The 14,159-nt window shown below is 61.1% G+C and carries 15 protein-coding genes and 1 CRISPR repeat array; of the genes, 10 read left to right on the top strand and 5 right to left on the bottom strand.

Translation table 11 applies throughout. The features are described from left to right. From cas5e to A9404_RS08050, 7 genes are all read left to right on the top strand, one after another. A complete protein-coding gene (cas5e, locus tag A9404_RS08080; RefSeq protein WP_066100015.1) occupies positions 1-684 on the top strand; it encodes a type I-E CRISPR-associated protein Cas5/CasD in 684 nt (227 codons plus the stop codon). Further along, positions 671-1,363: a type I-E CRISPR-associated protein Cas6/Cse3/CasE gene (cas6e, locus tag A9404_RS08075; RefSeq protein ID WP_066100012.1), complete on the top strand. Its 693-nt coding sequence runs from the start codon at positions 671-673 to the stop codon at positions 1,361-1,363. The genes cas5e and cas6e overlap by 14 nt, the downstream gene beginning before the upstream one ends. Positions 1,364-1,476: 113 nt before the next feature. Then, positions 1,477-1,752, top strand: a complete 276-nt coding sequence (locus tag A9404_RS13180) for a YlcI/YnfO family protein (protein WP_082922836.1) — start codon at positions 1,477-1,479, stop codon at positions 1,750-1,752. 32 nt (positions 1,753-1,784) lie between these two features. Beyond that, on the top strand, positions 1,785-2,042 hold the full coding sequence (locus A9404_RS08065) for a type II toxin-antitoxin system RelE/ParE family toxin (protein WP_066100006.1): 258 nt from the start codon (positions 1,785-1,787) through the stop codon (positions 2,040-2,042). Beyond that, a complete protein-coding gene (cas1e, locus tag A9404_RS08060) occupies positions 2,042-2,962 on the top strand; it encodes a type I-E CRISPR-associated endonuclease Cas1e (RefSeq protein WP_197490309.1) in 921 nt (306 codons plus the stop codon). Before A9404_RS08065 ends, cas1e begins: the two co-directional genes overlap by 1 nt. Next, on the top strand, positions 2,943-3,242 hold the full coding sequence (gene cas2e, locus A9404_RS08055) for a type I-E CRISPR-associated endoribonuclease Cas2e (RefSeq protein ID WP_066100004.1): 300 nt from the start codon (positions 2,943-2,945) through the stop codon (positions 3,240-3,242). The genes cas1e and cas2e overlap by 20 nt, the downstream gene beginning before the upstream one ends. A 50-nt stretch (positions 3,243-3,292) precedes the next feature. Further along, positions 3,293-4,663: direct repeats of the CRISPR family, unit length 29 nt; unit sequence CCGTTCCCCGCAGGCGCGGGGATGAACCG. A 3-nt stretch (positions 4,664-4,666) separates the two neighbouring features. Continuing rightward, positions 4,667-4,861 carry a hypothetical protein gene (locus A9404_RS08050; RefSeq protein WP_197490308.1) on the top strand — a complete coding sequence of 65 codons (195 nt, stop codon included), beginning with the start codon at positions 4,667-4,669 and terminating at the stop codon, positions 4,859-4,861. Positions 4,862-5,130: 269 nt separating this feature from the next. Here the strand turns inward: A9404_RS08050 and A9404_RS08045 are convergent, their stop codons facing one another. The 4 genes from A9404_RS08045 to A9404_RS08030 all read right to left on the bottom strand — a co-directional run bounded on the left by A9404_RS08045 (position 5,131) and on the right by A9404_RS08030 (position 11,258). Further along, positions 5,131-6,234 carry a DUF5723 family protein gene (locus tag A9404_RS08045; RefSeq protein ID WP_066100002.1) on the bottom strand — a complete coding sequence of 368 codons (1,104 nt, stop codon included), beginning with the start codon at positions 6,232-6,234 and terminating at the stop codon, positions 5,131-5,133. Between the two features lie 15 nt (positions 6,235-6,249). Further along, complete coding sequence (locus tag A9404_RS08040) at positions 6,250-8,538, bottom strand: hypothetical protein (RefSeq protein WP_066099999.1); 2,289 nt, start codon at positions 8,536-8,538, stop codon at positions 6,250-6,252. A gap of 285 nt (positions 8,539-8,823) precedes the next feature. Next, positions 8,824-10,707, bottom strand: a complete 1,884-nt coding sequence (gene ggt / locus A9404_RS08035) for a gamma-glutamyltransferase (RefSeq protein ID WP_082922835.1) — start codon at positions 10,705-10,707, stop codon at positions 8,824-8,826. A gap of 68 nt (positions 10,708-10,775) precedes the next feature. Then, a complete protein-coding gene (locus A9404_RS08030; protein WP_066099996.1) occupies positions 10,776-11,258 on the bottom strand; it encodes a GNAT family N-acetyltransferase in 483 nt (160 codons plus the stop codon). Positions 11,259-11,535: 277 nt separating this feature from the next. Between A9404_RS08030 and A9404_RS08025 the strand changes: the two genes are divergently transcribed. From A9404_RS08025 to A9404_RS08015, 3 genes are all read left to right on the top strand, one after another. Further along, positions 11,536-11,862, top strand: a complete 327-nt coding sequence (locus tag A9404_RS08025; protein WP_066099994.1) for a cupredoxin domain-containing protein — start codon at positions 11,536-11,538, stop codon at positions 11,860-11,862. Between the two features lie 3 nt (positions 11,863-11,865). Further along, entirely contained in the window at positions 11,866-12,693 is an 828-nt protein-coding gene (locus A9404_RS08020) for an FTR1 family iron permease (protein WP_066099992.1), read from the top strand. Positions 12,694-12,782: 89 nt separating this feature from the next. Then, positions 12,783-13,532 carry a hypothetical protein gene (locus A9404_RS08015; protein WP_066099989.1) on the top strand — a complete coding sequence of 250 codons (750 nt, stop codon included), beginning with the start codon at positions 12,783-12,785 and terminating at the stop codon, positions 13,530-13,532. A 71-nt stretch (positions 13,533-13,603) separates the two neighbouring features. On the opposite strand, the gene A9404_RS08010 is transcribed toward A9404_RS08015, so the two are convergent. Further along, positions 13,604-13,978: a DUF805 domain-containing protein gene (locus A9404_RS08010; RefSeq protein WP_066099985.1), complete on the bottom strand. Its 375-nt coding sequence runs from the start codon at positions 13,976-13,978 to the stop codon at positions 13,604-13,606. Positions 13,979-14,159: the final 181 nt, after the last annotated feature.

Genomic DNA, 14,159 nt, shown 5'->3' with positions numbered 1-14,159 from the left:
ATGCCGACCCTGCTTTTGAGGCTGGCCGGGCCGATGCAATCCTGGGGAACGACCAGCCGCTTCGATCAGCGCGACACCGGTAAGGAGCCGAGCAAGTCCGGCGTGATTGGGTTGCTCGCCGCTGCGCTCGGTATCGACCGCGAAACTTGGAACGAAGACTTGCAAGCGCTTGCCGCGCTGGCGATGGGTGTGCGGCATGATCGACCTGGGGTGCTTAAACGCGATTACCAGACCGCGCAACGGATCATTTCCGCCGACCGATCAAAGATGCACGAAACGGCCGTCACCACGCGTGACTACCTCGCCGACGCAGTGTTTCTGGTTGGCCTCGAAGGCCTGGATCGCGCTTTGCTCGAACGCGCCCACGCGGCCTTGCAGAACCCGACTTGGCCCCTCGCGCTGGGGCGCAAGTCTTATGTGCCTTCGGAGTCGATTTGGTTGGAAGGAGGTGTGGCGGAAGAGCCGCTGATGTCCGCACTCTCGGCTCATCCCTGGCTCACCACATTGCGCCACGGCGAAGTCATGCCGGAGCGCCTGCTTGTGTCATTGGAGTCAATGGATGGTAACGGTGCGTTGCGTATGGATCAGCTTCTGTCGTCGTTTGCTGACCGACGCTTTGGTGCGCGGTACGTGCGTTCGGCGTGGGTCGAATTGAACAGAGGGCCGAACGATGCGTCTGCATAGAATCACCCTGAACCCACGCAGCAAGGCGGCGCGTCGTGATCTGGCGGACCCCTACCAGATGCACGCCACATTGTGCCGAGCGTTCTTTCCGGAACATACGCCGTCTCGACCGGGTGCACTGTTGTGGCGACTGGAGCCGGAGACCGACAGAGACGGTCGACCGCGCGTGCTGATACAGTCGCAAGTACCCCCGGAATGGTCACCCCTGTACGAGTCCGGCTGGCTCGCCGTGGCCGAACCTGGGATCGATTTGGTACAGAAACTCTCTCTCGATACGCTCTCCGCCGGCCAAGTCTTCCGCTTCCGCTTGCGTGCCAATCCGTGCAAAACCCTACACGGTAAGCGCTTGGGGTTGCTTCACCTGGATGCGCAACACGACTGGCTGGCACGAAAAGGTCAGCAGCATGGCTTTTCCGTGCCCAGCGCCAACACGCCGGACTATTTCGATTTTCTCGACAGCCCCAAAGGGCGGGCGTATCCCGATGTGCGGGTGTCGCAAGATCAGATGCTGGTTGGGCGGCGCCATGATGGCCGCACGATTCGCGTGTTTTCCGTACTTTACGAGGGGCGTCTTGTTGTCAGTGATCCGGCTCAATTCCGTGCGGCGATCCAAAAGGGCATCGGTCACGCTAAGGTCATGGGGCTGGGACTTTTGTCTGTTGTGCCCTCGCAAAGATAAGTCAGTTCAACCTTTGGTTTGCTGGCTAGGGGGCTGAATGAAGAAGTGAATTTTTGCGGGTCTCCAGACTTTCTTTTAGACTGAATCGCATATGCAATGCTCGGAGGTTTGCCATGAAAAACGCCACCTTACCTCCTTTGCGTGTGGATAGTGCTCTGCGTACCGCTGCCGAATCTGTTCTGCGCGAGGGAGAAACGCTGTCCAGCTTCGTACTGGAAGCGGTTCGGCTGAACATCGAGCGGCGGGAAGCTCGGCAGGAATTCGTGGCGCGTAGCCTGAAAGCCCGAGATGAGGCGAGGGCCGTTAATGGTTATGTGAGCAGTCAGGAATTGCTCACCCAACTTGATGCCCTGCTTGTCCATGCGCGCGACAAGGCGGGAGCCGCTTGAGTTATCAGCTTATAGGCTGACCGAACGAAGATGTGCGGCGGCTGTTCACACTTCTGGCGGGGGAAGATCTGGTCGCAGCGATGAGGGCGCGCCAAGCCATCGAACTGGCATGCCGGTTCCTGCGTGATTTTCCGTTTGCCTGCCGAAAAGTATCCGCCGATCATCCTTTTCTGCGCGAAAAGCTGATCGAATTTGGCAGCGCGGGCTATGTCGCGCTTTGCGAGGTCGAAACGGGCGATATCGTGACAATTCTGGGCGTACGGCACCAGCGCGAGGATGATTATTACTGATGGCTGAATTGCTCCCGCCGCTCAAACCCATTCCGATCAAAGAGCGACTCTCGGTTCTGTACATCGAGAAAGGCCAGCTTGACGTGCTCGATGGCGCATTCGTGGTGATCGATGTCCATGGCGTCCGTACTCATATTCCCGTGGGCGGCGTAGCTTGTCTTATGTTGGAGCCGGGAACGCGCGTCTCGCATATGGCTTGTGTCCTGGCAGCGCGCGTGGGCACGCTGCTTGTCTGGATTGGCGAGGCAGGCGTGCGTCTCTACTCCGCGGGACAGCCGGGCGGTGCCAGGGCAGATCGCCTGCTGTATCAGGCCAAACTGGCATTGGATGACGACCTGCGGCTCAAGGTCGTTCGGCATATGTATGAATTGCGATTTGGCGAACCCGCGCCACAGCGCCGTTCCGTTGATCAGCTGCGCGGCATTGAAGGTGCCCGTGTTCGCGAGACATACAAGCAACTGGCTGCCCGATATGGTGTGAAGTGGCATGGGCGTAAGTACAACCCGGAAGAATGGGACGTTTCTGATCTACCGAATCGTTGCCTTTCTGCCGCCACTGCCAGTTTGTACGGCGTGACGGAAGCAGCTGTGCTCGCAGCAGGCTATGCCCCCGCGATTGGGTTTATCCATACCGGAAAACCATTGTCTTTTGTTTATGACGTGGCGGATGTTTACAAATTCGAAACTGTGGTGCCTCTGGCATTTAAGATTGCGGCGAAGTCGCCGGCCAACCCGGAGCGCGAAGTGCGGTTGCGCTGCCGGGATATCTTCCGCGAGACCCGGCTGCTGGAGCGGATCATTCCCGGCATAGAGGACATGCTTTCCGCTGGTGGCATTGAGCGACCTACCGCGGCGCCGGAACAAGTCGAACCGGCCATTCCTGCATCGAAGGGGCTGGGTGATGCTGGTCATCGTGGTTGAAAATGCCCCGCCCCGTTTGAGGGGGCGTTTGGCTGTCTGGCTGCTGGAAATCCGCGCCGGGGTATATGTGGGCAACTACTCCGCTAAAGTGCGGGATTACCTCTGGAGTCAGGTTGCGGTAGGCATTGAGGAAGGCAATGCTGTCATGGCGTGGCGAACCAGCAACGAAGCGGGCTTCGACTTCATGACCATCGGCACCAATCGACGTATTCCGGTCGAAATGGATGGCGCTAAACTCGTTTCATTTCTGCCTGAGGAAAATAAGGAAATTTCCCGGTAGAATTTCCGGTGCTGTTAAAAGTCTTTTAAAACAAGCGTAAATGTTAAGACCCGTTCCCCGCAGGCGCGGGGATGAACCGCATTAGTAAACCACGGCAGTCAGAAAAAGGCTCCGTTCCCCGCAGGCGCGGGGATGAACCGCATCGAGGATCACGCTAAATTCTTCTACGAAACCGTTCCCCGCAGGCGCGGGGATGAACCGGATACCGTTAAAAGCCCGTTGGGATTGTTCGACCGTTCCCCGCAGGCGCGGGGATGAACCGCGAGAATCACGCATCTTCACGGAGCAATGAGACCGTTCCCCGCAGGCGCGGGGATGAACCGGTCACCGCAGTATTGATATGAGCCGGTTGTCACCGTTCCCCGCAGGCGCGGGGATGAACCGGACGGCATCACGCCGGAGCAGGCAGTGAATGCCCGTTCCCCGCAGGCGCGGGGATGAACCGTGCCAACAGGATGCGAAACAGCGAGTAGGTCTCCGTTCCCCGCAGGCGCGGGGATGAACCGGACTGCAGAACAACGCGGCAAATTATGGCCTCCCGTTCCCCGCAGGCGCGGGGATGAACCGGTGCTTTCCGTCAACACCAATAGCCGGATCGTCCGTTCCCCGCAGGCGCGGGGATGAACCGACTCCTAACGAGCGTTACGGCTGGATCACTACCCGTTCCCCGCAGGCGCGGGGATGAACCGATTATCATGGAAATGCTTAATTCCATTCCGTTCCGTTCCCCGCAGGCGCGGGGATGAACCGGGGCCGTTAGCAGAATTGCAAAATACAATCCTCCGTTCCCCGCAGGCGCGGGGATGAACCGTGCTGCTGCTGGTTGCGCCAGTGGGGTCACATCCGTTCCCCGCAGGCGCGGGGATGAACCGATCGCCCGATCAATGAGCCCATCGACCCAAGTCCGTTCCCCGCAGGCGCGGGGATGAACCGAGACCTTGGACAGGGTGCGCGAGAAATGGCGCCCGTTCCCCGCAGGCGCGGGGATGAACCGTCCTGAGTTGCCCCATGCCATCCTGGGCCAGCCCGATCCCCGCAGGCGCGGGGATGAACCGGGCCTGACGCATTGGCTTGTGTTCATGAAATCCCGTTCCCCGCAGGCGCGGGGATGAACCGGTTGTACACCTGACCCTGGGCAATGGCCTTGGCCGTTCCCCGCAGGCGCGGGGATGAACCGGTCGAGCAGATCGACGCCGGCCAGATTGCCCACCGTTCCCCGCAGGCGCGGGGATGAACCGCCGTAACCGAAACACAGGAACCGCCCCATGTCCCGTTCCCCGCAGGCGCGGGGATGAACCGACTCATCGGGATTTTGTTGATATGGAGGGCGACCGTTCCCCGCAGGCGCGGGGATGAACCGGGTGAGCAAGAGTGCGCCGGTGGTGTAATCGACCGTTCCCCGCAGGCGCGGGGATGAACCGGACGTGACGCCGGTCTACGTCGGCAATCCCGCCCGTTCCCCCTTTGCCTGCCGCAAGGCCGCGCCCGAGTATCCGTTCTTGCGTGAAATGCTGATCGAGTTTGGTGCTGCGGGCTATGTTGCTTTGTATGAAATCGAGTCTGGCGAGTTTGTGACGATTGTGGCCGATCGTCATCAGCGCGAGGATGATTATCACTGACGGATGCACCGCATCAGATGCGATCGAGGCCGGCGTGCCGATCTGGATTCCGGAGGGCGGGCAGCAGTCGGTTTGAATGAACCCAGCGAACCATGAATGGGGCTTGATCCGTCCCCCTACCCTACGTCCGGAACGTTTTGTGGTATGAGCACACGGTTCGATGCCCGGATCAAGCATCGATAGTCTAGCGCATTCCGTGGTGCCACGGGGGGTGCCGCGAGTGGCGGGGCGTCCATGCCCCGCGGGGTTGTTTCCTTCCGTCCGGTTCATCAACCCAGTTGCCCGATATTCAGTCTCAGCCACAGGCTTCGCGTCGTCGACGGGGAGAGGCTGCTGGCGCCTAATTCGAGGCGGTAGCGGCCTTTGGCGACGCCGATGCTGAGGGTACGTACCTGCGGCCAGGCGGTGACGTTGAAGACGTAGTCGTGGAAGCCGACGGCGGCGCCGGCGCCAAGCAGGGTCTGGCCGTATTGGTATTGCACCGCCACGATGCCGTTGGGTTTGCCGGTTCGGCCGAGTTCGGCCTGACCGGAGAATCGGGGGGATAGGCGCTGCACGTAACGATCCGAGGTACCTTCGTAGCCGCTGATCAAGGGGGCGAAGTGCACGTTGCCCGAGGCGTCGTAAGACTCGCGGTTCGAACTGGCCGTCGCCACGGTGTAGGGGGCTTGCTTCCACCAGATGCGACCGAGCAGGTCGTCCACGTGGCCGCGCACGCGGAGCCAGGGTTGGATTTGTGCGGTGAAGCCGAAATCCAGGCTGGCGCCGATGCCGCTTGGTGGGCTCACGTCGCGCTTGAACAGATAATCGCGGCTGTAGTGGTAGTCCACGGCCGCATCGTAGCGATAGCTGTCCTGCGAAAGGGCCGTGCCGTCGCCGTGCAGGGCGCCGTCGATCAGGGCGCTTGCCGTGAACAGCGAGAGACCCAGGCGCAGCTTCATCTGGTCGGTCGGCTCGATGCGCCAAGTGCCCCGGATGCCTTTTGCAGCGAAGCTCGACGCCGACAGGTCCAGCAGGTAGTGCTTGCCGATCGGCAGGGGGTACTTGTTCTTCAAGAGGTAATAGGCTTCCGCCGTTCCACGCGAAAAGCGCAGGTCGTAATCCTTGCGGTAGAACACGCCCAGCGACCAGTCATGGGTTTCGACACCGGACTCGATCGTGTTGAATGTCCATTGACGCGTGCCGCCGTAAAAGGCGCCATGCCATTCATTCAGGGCGGATTTGATGGAATTCGGCTGGCTGTAGGTCATCGATTCGATGCGTACGTAGGGCGCCCAGTCCTGGGCGATGGCCCGGGCAGGTGCGCTGGCCAGAATCAGGAAAGCAATAAAGAGGGGCGGTTTCAGCCGCCCCCCGAACGCGCGATGAATCATTGATACCTTGCAGTCTTACTGGAGGGTTTCGAAGGTGCCGTCTGCGTAGCGAACGATATACAGGCTGTTGGTCTGTGAAATCGTGCCCACCTTCGTGCCGTCGGCCAGCGTGACAACTCCGGTCAGCGGATTGCTCCCTGTCTTGGTGGCCACGAGTGTGGTACCGCTCGGGTTGCTGATCGATAGGCTGTCTCCGGTCGCCGTGCGTTGGTAGACCGCGGTGAGGGAGATGCCGCCATTTTGTGCCAGCGTCACCGTGGCGTTGCCGGCATTCAAGTCCGTCCGGTTGACCGTGATCGCCGCCGTGGTGTTCGGGTAGCCTTTGAGTGCCAGACCCAGATAAAGGCTCAACGTCCCCTTGGCAAAGCTGGCGTTGGTTTCGGCGGCGGAAACATCCAGTGTGCCCGACAGGTAGGTGACATTGGCGCTCGCGTCGTAGTAAGCGTAATAGACATTCGTCGAATTGATTGTGTAGCCCGAACTGCCTTGCAGAAACTTTTGGTTCAGGGTGGCGGTTGGATCGGTCACCGGCCCATTGATGGTGTAGTAGAGGGAGATGGACTGCTGATGGCCCGATAGGTAGCCGATGGCATCGAATTGCGCGGCATTGGTCAGGTCGGCGGCGGCCTTGGCGGTGAACGTGCTGCCGTTGGCGTCGCTGAACGTGCCGTTCAAGCTGAGCTTGGATAACGAGAGGCTTTCCTGCGACTGGGCGGAGGTATAGCCGTTCGTCGCATAGTAATGCAACGCCGTGGCGTTCAGCGGAACGGCGGTGATCGACGCCCCGCCTTTGAAGCTGGCACCGCCCTTGAGGTCGTCGATTTCGATGTCGCCGGATAGGGTCGCGTCCTTGATGGCCGACTCAGGGATGGGGGCGCTGCTCGATGTGTCGATCGTCTGGGGCTGCGTGAAGCCGATGCTGAGCGTCATGGCGTTCAGCACCACTTTGGCTTCGCTGTTGGTGACGGAACCAGTGGCCGTCAACGATACGTTGGTCGCCGAGACCGGCGAAGAGACGGCGGTCAGCGGCAGGGACGAGTTCACGCCGAGGTCGACGCGGGTGGCGCCCCCGTTCAGCGACGAGGTGATGGCAACGGTGAAGCCGCCGCTCGCCGTGGTTTGAACGGTCACGTTGGCGACGCCGACCTGGGTGTTTTGTGCATCGTAGATCGGCAGTGCGGAGTAGGTCTTGTTGCCGGTCACCTGATCCGTTTGCAGTTGCTTGACGACCTGTTTGACGACCTCGCTGACCGAAGTCATCAATGCTTGCGCGTTGTTGTTGAGCACGTTGCTCGCTGTATTCAGGTTGCCCTTGAATGCCTCGGCGGGGGTTTGCAACTGAGCGATCGAATTGCCCAATGCGCGCGCCTGACCCACCAATTGCTTCGCTTGACCCACGGCAGACAAGGTCGTGGAACTGGTGGGGGTCGGCGCGAGATCGGGCTGGCCGGAAATGGTGTTCTCGATATTGGTGATCAGTGCGGATGCGCCCGGATCACTGGCAATCAAGGGCTTTTGCTCGCTGATGTTCTTGGATAGATTCGCCGGACTCAGCGTTTCGTCGGATGCCAGCTTGCCGTCGCTGAACTCCTCGGTCAGCTTGGTGATCGCGGTGCCGAGATCGGTACCCGAAGCCACGGAGCGCGCAAACGCCGAGTTCATCAGGGCGTAGGCGAGTTGATCCGAACGCGCGGAAGACGTCGATTTCGTCAGATCCACCGGTTGCGTATCGACGACGTTCACCCCGGTAATCTGACTCACCATACTGTTGGCCGCATCGATATCCGCACTGGACGAAGCCTGGTTGGTATGGGCTTTGATGTATTGGTAGGCCATGTCGGTCCAGGGGGTGATTGCCGCGCTGATCTTGCCGCCAGCGGCTTTGGCCGGAAGCACGGTGTGCAGCACGATCGGCGCGCTACTGGACAGTGGGATCGCGCCGCCATAGGCGACCGAGCCGCAGCCGCCGGAGACATCGCAGATCATGCTGGCACCGGTGCCGGCGGTCAGTGTGAGCAGGAGGGGACGCTTGCCGTCGTATTGGCTACTCAGCGCGAGCGTGTATGCGCCATCCTGTCCTGTGGTCGCCGTGCCGTATTGCGTCGCGCCGTCCAACGAGGACGCGGTAACGGTTCCGCCGACGATGATGCCATCGGAGGCAACGCCACTGGTTGTGGTCGCTGCAACCGTGGGCGAATTGACGCTTGCGGTGGTGGAACTACCACCTCCGCCGCCGCATCCGGTGAGCAGGGTCGCACCCAGTGCGATAACAACGGCGTTGGCTAGGATATGACGATGGGGCATGAACGGCTTCCTTACTGTTCTGGTTGGCTGGGAAATAGCGTTTTCTTAACGGATTTGGCGGAAATGATCGCGCTTTTCGTCCGTCGATCATACTGCGAAGCATGTGTCATTGTCATTACATGAGCGCGTGCCGTGGGCTGGTTTGGACGTGGTGGAAGCTTTATGCGATCGCAGGGTTTTTCAGCGTCAATCCGGGGTCCGAAGGACAAGCCGGATTTTCGTTATGGCGGAAAAAACAGGGCGGCGGAAATTTCGGGGCGCGGGTATCGGGTGGCGATCGCGTCTTCAATATCCTGCCGCCAGACCCGCCGGGCGGCGGCGGTCGTTGGCGCCGTCGAGTAGGCCGGTTTTCTGATCGACCAAGATCGCTTCGTCCGCACCCCAGGATTCCACCTCCTTGAAGGCATAGCCCATTTTTTCCAGGGTCGATTTCGTGGCCGGGGTGAGCAGGCCCGGTTCGACGAGGACGACGTCCGGGTACCACTGGTGATGCACGCGCGGGGCATCGACGGCCTGTTGCATGTTCATGCCGAAGTCGACGACGTTGAGGATGCTTTCCAGGGTGGTGGAGATAATGGTGGAGCCGCCGGGGCTGCCGGTCACCATGAACAGCTTGCCGTCTTTCAGCACGATGGTCGGCGACATGGAACTGAGCGGGCGCTTGCCCGGCTCGATCTGGTTGATCCGCCCCTGGACGAGGCCGAAGCTGTTGGGCACGCCGGGCTTGGCGGTGAAGTCGTCCATCTCGTTGTTGAGGAAGAAGCCGGTGTTGCCGGCGATCTGGCCGAGGCCGAACAGGTAGTTGATGGTGAAGGTGATGCTGACGGCATTGCCCTGGGCATCGACGATCGAAAAGTGCGTGGTGTGCTGCCCTTCCGCCGGGCCGAGGCTGCCCTTGATCTCGCTGGAGGGCGTGGCCTTGCCGGGCTGGATGGTGGCGCGCATCTTGGCGATGTGTTTTGGGGAGAGCAGTTCGTCGATGGGGTTGTTCACGAAGGCGGGATCGCCCAGATAGGTGTTGCGATCGGCGAAAGCGCGGCGCTCGGCCTCGACCAGCGTATGGAGGGTATTTACCGAGCCATAACCCCATTGGCCCATGGGGTAGGGTTGGATGATCTGCAGGATCTGGCAGATGGTCGTGCCGCCGGAACTGGGCGGCGGGGCGGACAGCACGGTGTAGCCGTGGTAGCCGCAGGTGATGGGCTTGTCCCACTGCACCGTGTAGTCGGCGAAGTCCTTCAGGCTCAGGAGGCCGCCGTTCTTTTCGCTGGTTTTGACGACAGCCTGGGCGATGGAACCGTGGTAGAAGGCGCGGCTGCCGTCCTTCGCGATCTGTTCCAGCGTGTGCGCCAGTTGCGGCTGCACCAGCCGGTCGCCTACTTCGTAGGGCTTACCGTGGTTGAGGAAGATGGCCGCCACGTTGGGATATTTGGCGAAATCCTGGCTGCGGGTGTGCAGGATGTTGATGTCGCCCTGGGTCAGCACGAAGCCATCGCGGGCGAGCTTGATTGCCGGTGCCATCACTTCCTTCCTGCTCATCGTGCCGTATGTCTGAAGGGCGGTGTTCAGGCCCATCACGGTGCCCGGGACACCCACGCCCAGATAGGTGTCGGTGCTGCGCCCCTTGACCACGTTGCCTTCGGCATCCTGAAAGAGGGTGGGGGTGGCTTTCAGCGGGGCCTTCTCGCGGAAATCGAGGAAGACGGTTTTCCCCTTGTCCATCCCATTGGCCAGCCCCTTGTCTTCCCCTTTATCCATCCCCTGGTTTTCGCTCGGAGCCAGATGCAGCACCATGAACCCGCCGCCGCCGATATTGCCGCAGCAGGGGTGGACGACGGCCAGCGCGTACCCGACGGCCACGGTGGCATCGACGGCATTGCCGCCCCGCTTGAGGATGTCCACGCCGACCTGGGTCGCCAGATGCTGGGCGGTGACGACCATGGCGTGCTTCGCCGTTACCGGTCGGGCCGTGGCGAGTTCGGCATGGGTGGTTGCGGGGGCGGTGACGTCCAGCGCAGAAGTGGAAATCGTCGCCGTATCCGGCTGCGTCAATTCTGGCGATGACCAGGCAAACGCGGGCGACAGGGTGCCCAACCCGATCAGTATGACGGCTAGACAGCGGCCCAGATGGCGATGGGTGATCGGGGCAGGGCGTTGGGCGGTACGCATGGGGACCTCAGGATTGGGTTGGGGCAGGGGGGCAGGCGTGTGCCCGGCGTGGGGGGCGGGAGTCGGCGTCATGGCAGCGGTTTTTCCCAAAAGAGGGCCTTGCCCGTTTCCGGCCGAAGTTCATAGCCCGTGAAGCCACAGGCTCGGTAGGCCGCCTGGGCAACCGTGTTGCCCGACAGCACTTCCAGCGTCAACTTGCAGCAGCCCAGTTCGCGGGCGATTTCCTCGACCTTGGTCAGCAATCTTTTCGAAAGTCCGCGACCCCGATAGGGCGGCAGTACCACGAGGTCGTGAATGTTGAGGAGCGGTTTGCAGGCGAAGGAGGAAAAGCCCTCGATGCACAGGGCGAGCCCGGCGGGGGCGTCATCCACGAAGGCGAGCAGTAGCCGGATGGCTGGCCGCGTACGGAGTTCGGCGATCAGATTCTGGCGAACGAAATCGCTGAGCGGCGCGCCGCCGCCCATCGGGTCCCGGGCATAGGCATCAAGCAGGGCGAGCACGGCTTCGGCATGCTCGGGACGGGCGAGATCGGCGCGAATAATCGTTTCCATGGATGGCCCGTGGCTGGGTGACAACTTGGCGTGGCACAGGCGCCCGCGTGCGGCTTTGGACCGCAACGCCGCCGTCCTCATTGTGGCGACTGGCGCGCTGTCGGTAAACCCGTCCCGAAATGTATTTCAACGCGCCCGATGAGCGCTTTCGGCAACGCCCCGGTCATTTTTTCGTAAATGCGAATCAATCCTATTGACTATACAGATGAGAATCGTTATCGTTCGTGCCTCGTGTCTCTTTTGTGTTTTTCTCACCAACTTTCTGGGAGTGTTTGTCATGTCCGTGTTCAAGGCCAGTGTGTTCTTTGCCGCCCTCGTTTCCTCCGTCGCCGTGGCGGCGCCGCCCGAGGTCCATGTGGTGATCAAGGATCACCGCTTTACGCCGTCCGAGGTGAAGGTACCGGCCGGGCAGAAGATTCGCCTGATCGTCGATAACCAGGATGCGACGCCCGAGGAGTTCGAAAGCCATGAGCTGAACCGCGAGAAAGTAATCGCCGGCAAATCCAAGGCGACCATCTATATCGGCCCGCTGGAGCCGGGTCGTTACCCGTTCTTCGGCGAATTCAACGAAGCCACGGCTCAGGGCGTGGTCGTCGCGGAGTAAGCCATGATCAGTGCCGCCATCATCGTGTTTCGGGAAACCCTGGAAGCCGCGCTCATCCTGGGCATCATCGCCGCCGCGACGGTGGGCGTGACCGGCCGGGCGCGCTGGTTGACGGCCGGGGTGCTGGCCGGCATCGCCGGGTCGCTGGTCGTCGCCAGTCTGACGGAACAGATTGCCAATCTTGCCGAAGGGATGGGGCAGGAGCTGTTCAATGCGCTCGTGCTCGGGGTCGTGGTGCTCATGCTGGCTTGGCACAACATCTGGATGGCGCGCCATGGGGCCACGCTGGCGCGGGATGCGCGTCAGTTGGGCCGGGATGTGCAGGCGGGCGCCAAGGCCCTGCCGATCCTGTTCGTGGTGATTGCCCTGGCCGTGCTGCGGGAAGGTTCGGAGACGGCCTTGTTCCTGTACGGGATGTCGCTGGGCGGTCAGCACGATGCCTGGGCGATCGTGAATGGAGCGGGCATGGGGCTGGCGGCCGGCGCGGCGGCAGGATTGGCGCTCTATCTGGGGTTCCTGCGGATTCCGACGCGATGGTTCTTTGTCGTTACCAGCGGGCTGATCCTCTTCCTGGCGGCGGCCATGGCCAGCCAGGTGGCCAATCTGCTGATCCAGAGCGATCTGTTGCCGAGTTTGGCCGCGCCGTTGTGGGATACTTCGGGGCTTCTCAGCAATGATTCGGCAGTCGGTTTATTGCTGCAGACGCTCGTGGGGTACGATGCCAACCCGGCCGGCATGCAGGTGATTTTCTATGTGGCAACGGCCGCGTTGATCCTGCTGGGGATGCGCTTGGCGCGGCAGAAACCGGCGCCTGTAGGCAGTCCACATTAACTGCGGGTTTCCTTGATTTATCCTAACTACCCTTGATGTTACAGGGGCACCGCGTGTGCCCCATAATTTTTGATTCGTTTGAGGCATCGATGAAAAACAGTCTTTCTTTTATGGTGGGTGTCGGTGGCGTTCTGGCCGCCCCTTTGTGGATTCAGCCCGCGATGGCCGGTTCCGATGAGCATCTGTATCTCCCGACAGTGGAGCAGGGCGTGAAAGAAATCGAGCTGCACTACGGGCACTGGAACCAGGACCCGGCCCAGCCGCAGACGGATACGGCCATTGGCTTTGGATATGGCGTGAATGCCTGGTGGTTTACCGAGGTTGCGGTCAAGGGAACGCGTGCGAACGGGCAGCCGACCGCCTACGAGGCCACCGAGTGGGAGAACCGTTTTCAGCTCACCGAGCCTGGGCGCTATCCGGTGGATGTCGGATTTCTGCTGGAGATCGAGCGACCGCGCGATCACGCCGAAGGCTGGGAGGTAAAGTATGGCCCCCTGTTCCAGACGGAGTTCGGCAAGATCCAGTTAAACGCCAACCTGTTGTTCGAACGTCATGTTCGGGGGGAGGGATCGGGCGATACCGAGATGGGGTACCAGTGGCAGGCCAAGTATCGTTGGCGTGAACCGCTCGAGTTTGGTTTGCAGGGTTTCGGCGAGTTCGGCAAGTGGAATGACTGGGCGCCGGAAAGCGAGCGCGGCAACCGCGTGGGACCTGCCGTGTTCGGCAAGCTGCCGCTCGGTGGGCACCGATCCATCGGCTACAACGTGGCCTGGTTGATCGGCACCTCGTCGGCCGCCCCGAGTCATAATCTCCGGGCTCAGGTGGAATACGAGTTTTAAACAGGAAATCCGGCGCTGCGCCGGATCGATGCGCAGGGTGAAACCCTGCCATCCGTTTCAGACTGCGACGATCAGGCAGGGATGCCCAAGGGCGTCGTTTCTTTGGGATTGGACCCGTAGGTGTTCTCGCCAGGGGTGCTGTCCTGCACCATGAAGATCAGAATCACAATGAACCCGATGAGCGGAATCAGGAGCAGGAGCAACCACCAGCCGCTGCGGTTCGTATCGTGCAGCCGGCGCACGGACACGGCCAGACTGGGTATCAGAACCGCCAGGGAATAGAGGCCGCCCAGCAGGCCCACGCCACTACTGCCCAGCATCCCGTCGACTATGCCCAGGACGATGCTGATGATGAGGTTGAAGAGGACGAAGTACCAATACTCCGCGCGACGTGCTCTGCCGTTGAATACTGCGTACTGTTTCAGAACGTCGAGATACCAGTTCATGTGCGACTCCATGTACAGATGCTTCCAGTGGGGTTGCCGGAATTCTCGGCGTTCGGCACGGGGTCGAACGACTTGATTCCGGCGCCTCCCAAGCTAGCGTCGGATGCGGGTCAAATCAAGTGACGTTTCGATAATGCCCTGCCGTCCATTGTCTTTTTCGTTTGTGGGGCCCGTTTCTGGC

It is taken from the genome of Halothiobacillus diazotrophicus (assembly GCF_001663815.1).
GTDB lineage: Bacteria > Pseudomonadota > Gammaproteobacteria > Halothiobacillales > Halothiobacillaceae > Halothiobacillus > Halothiobacillus diazotrophicus.
This window is presented reverse-complemented; position numbering and strand designations above follow the sequence as displayed.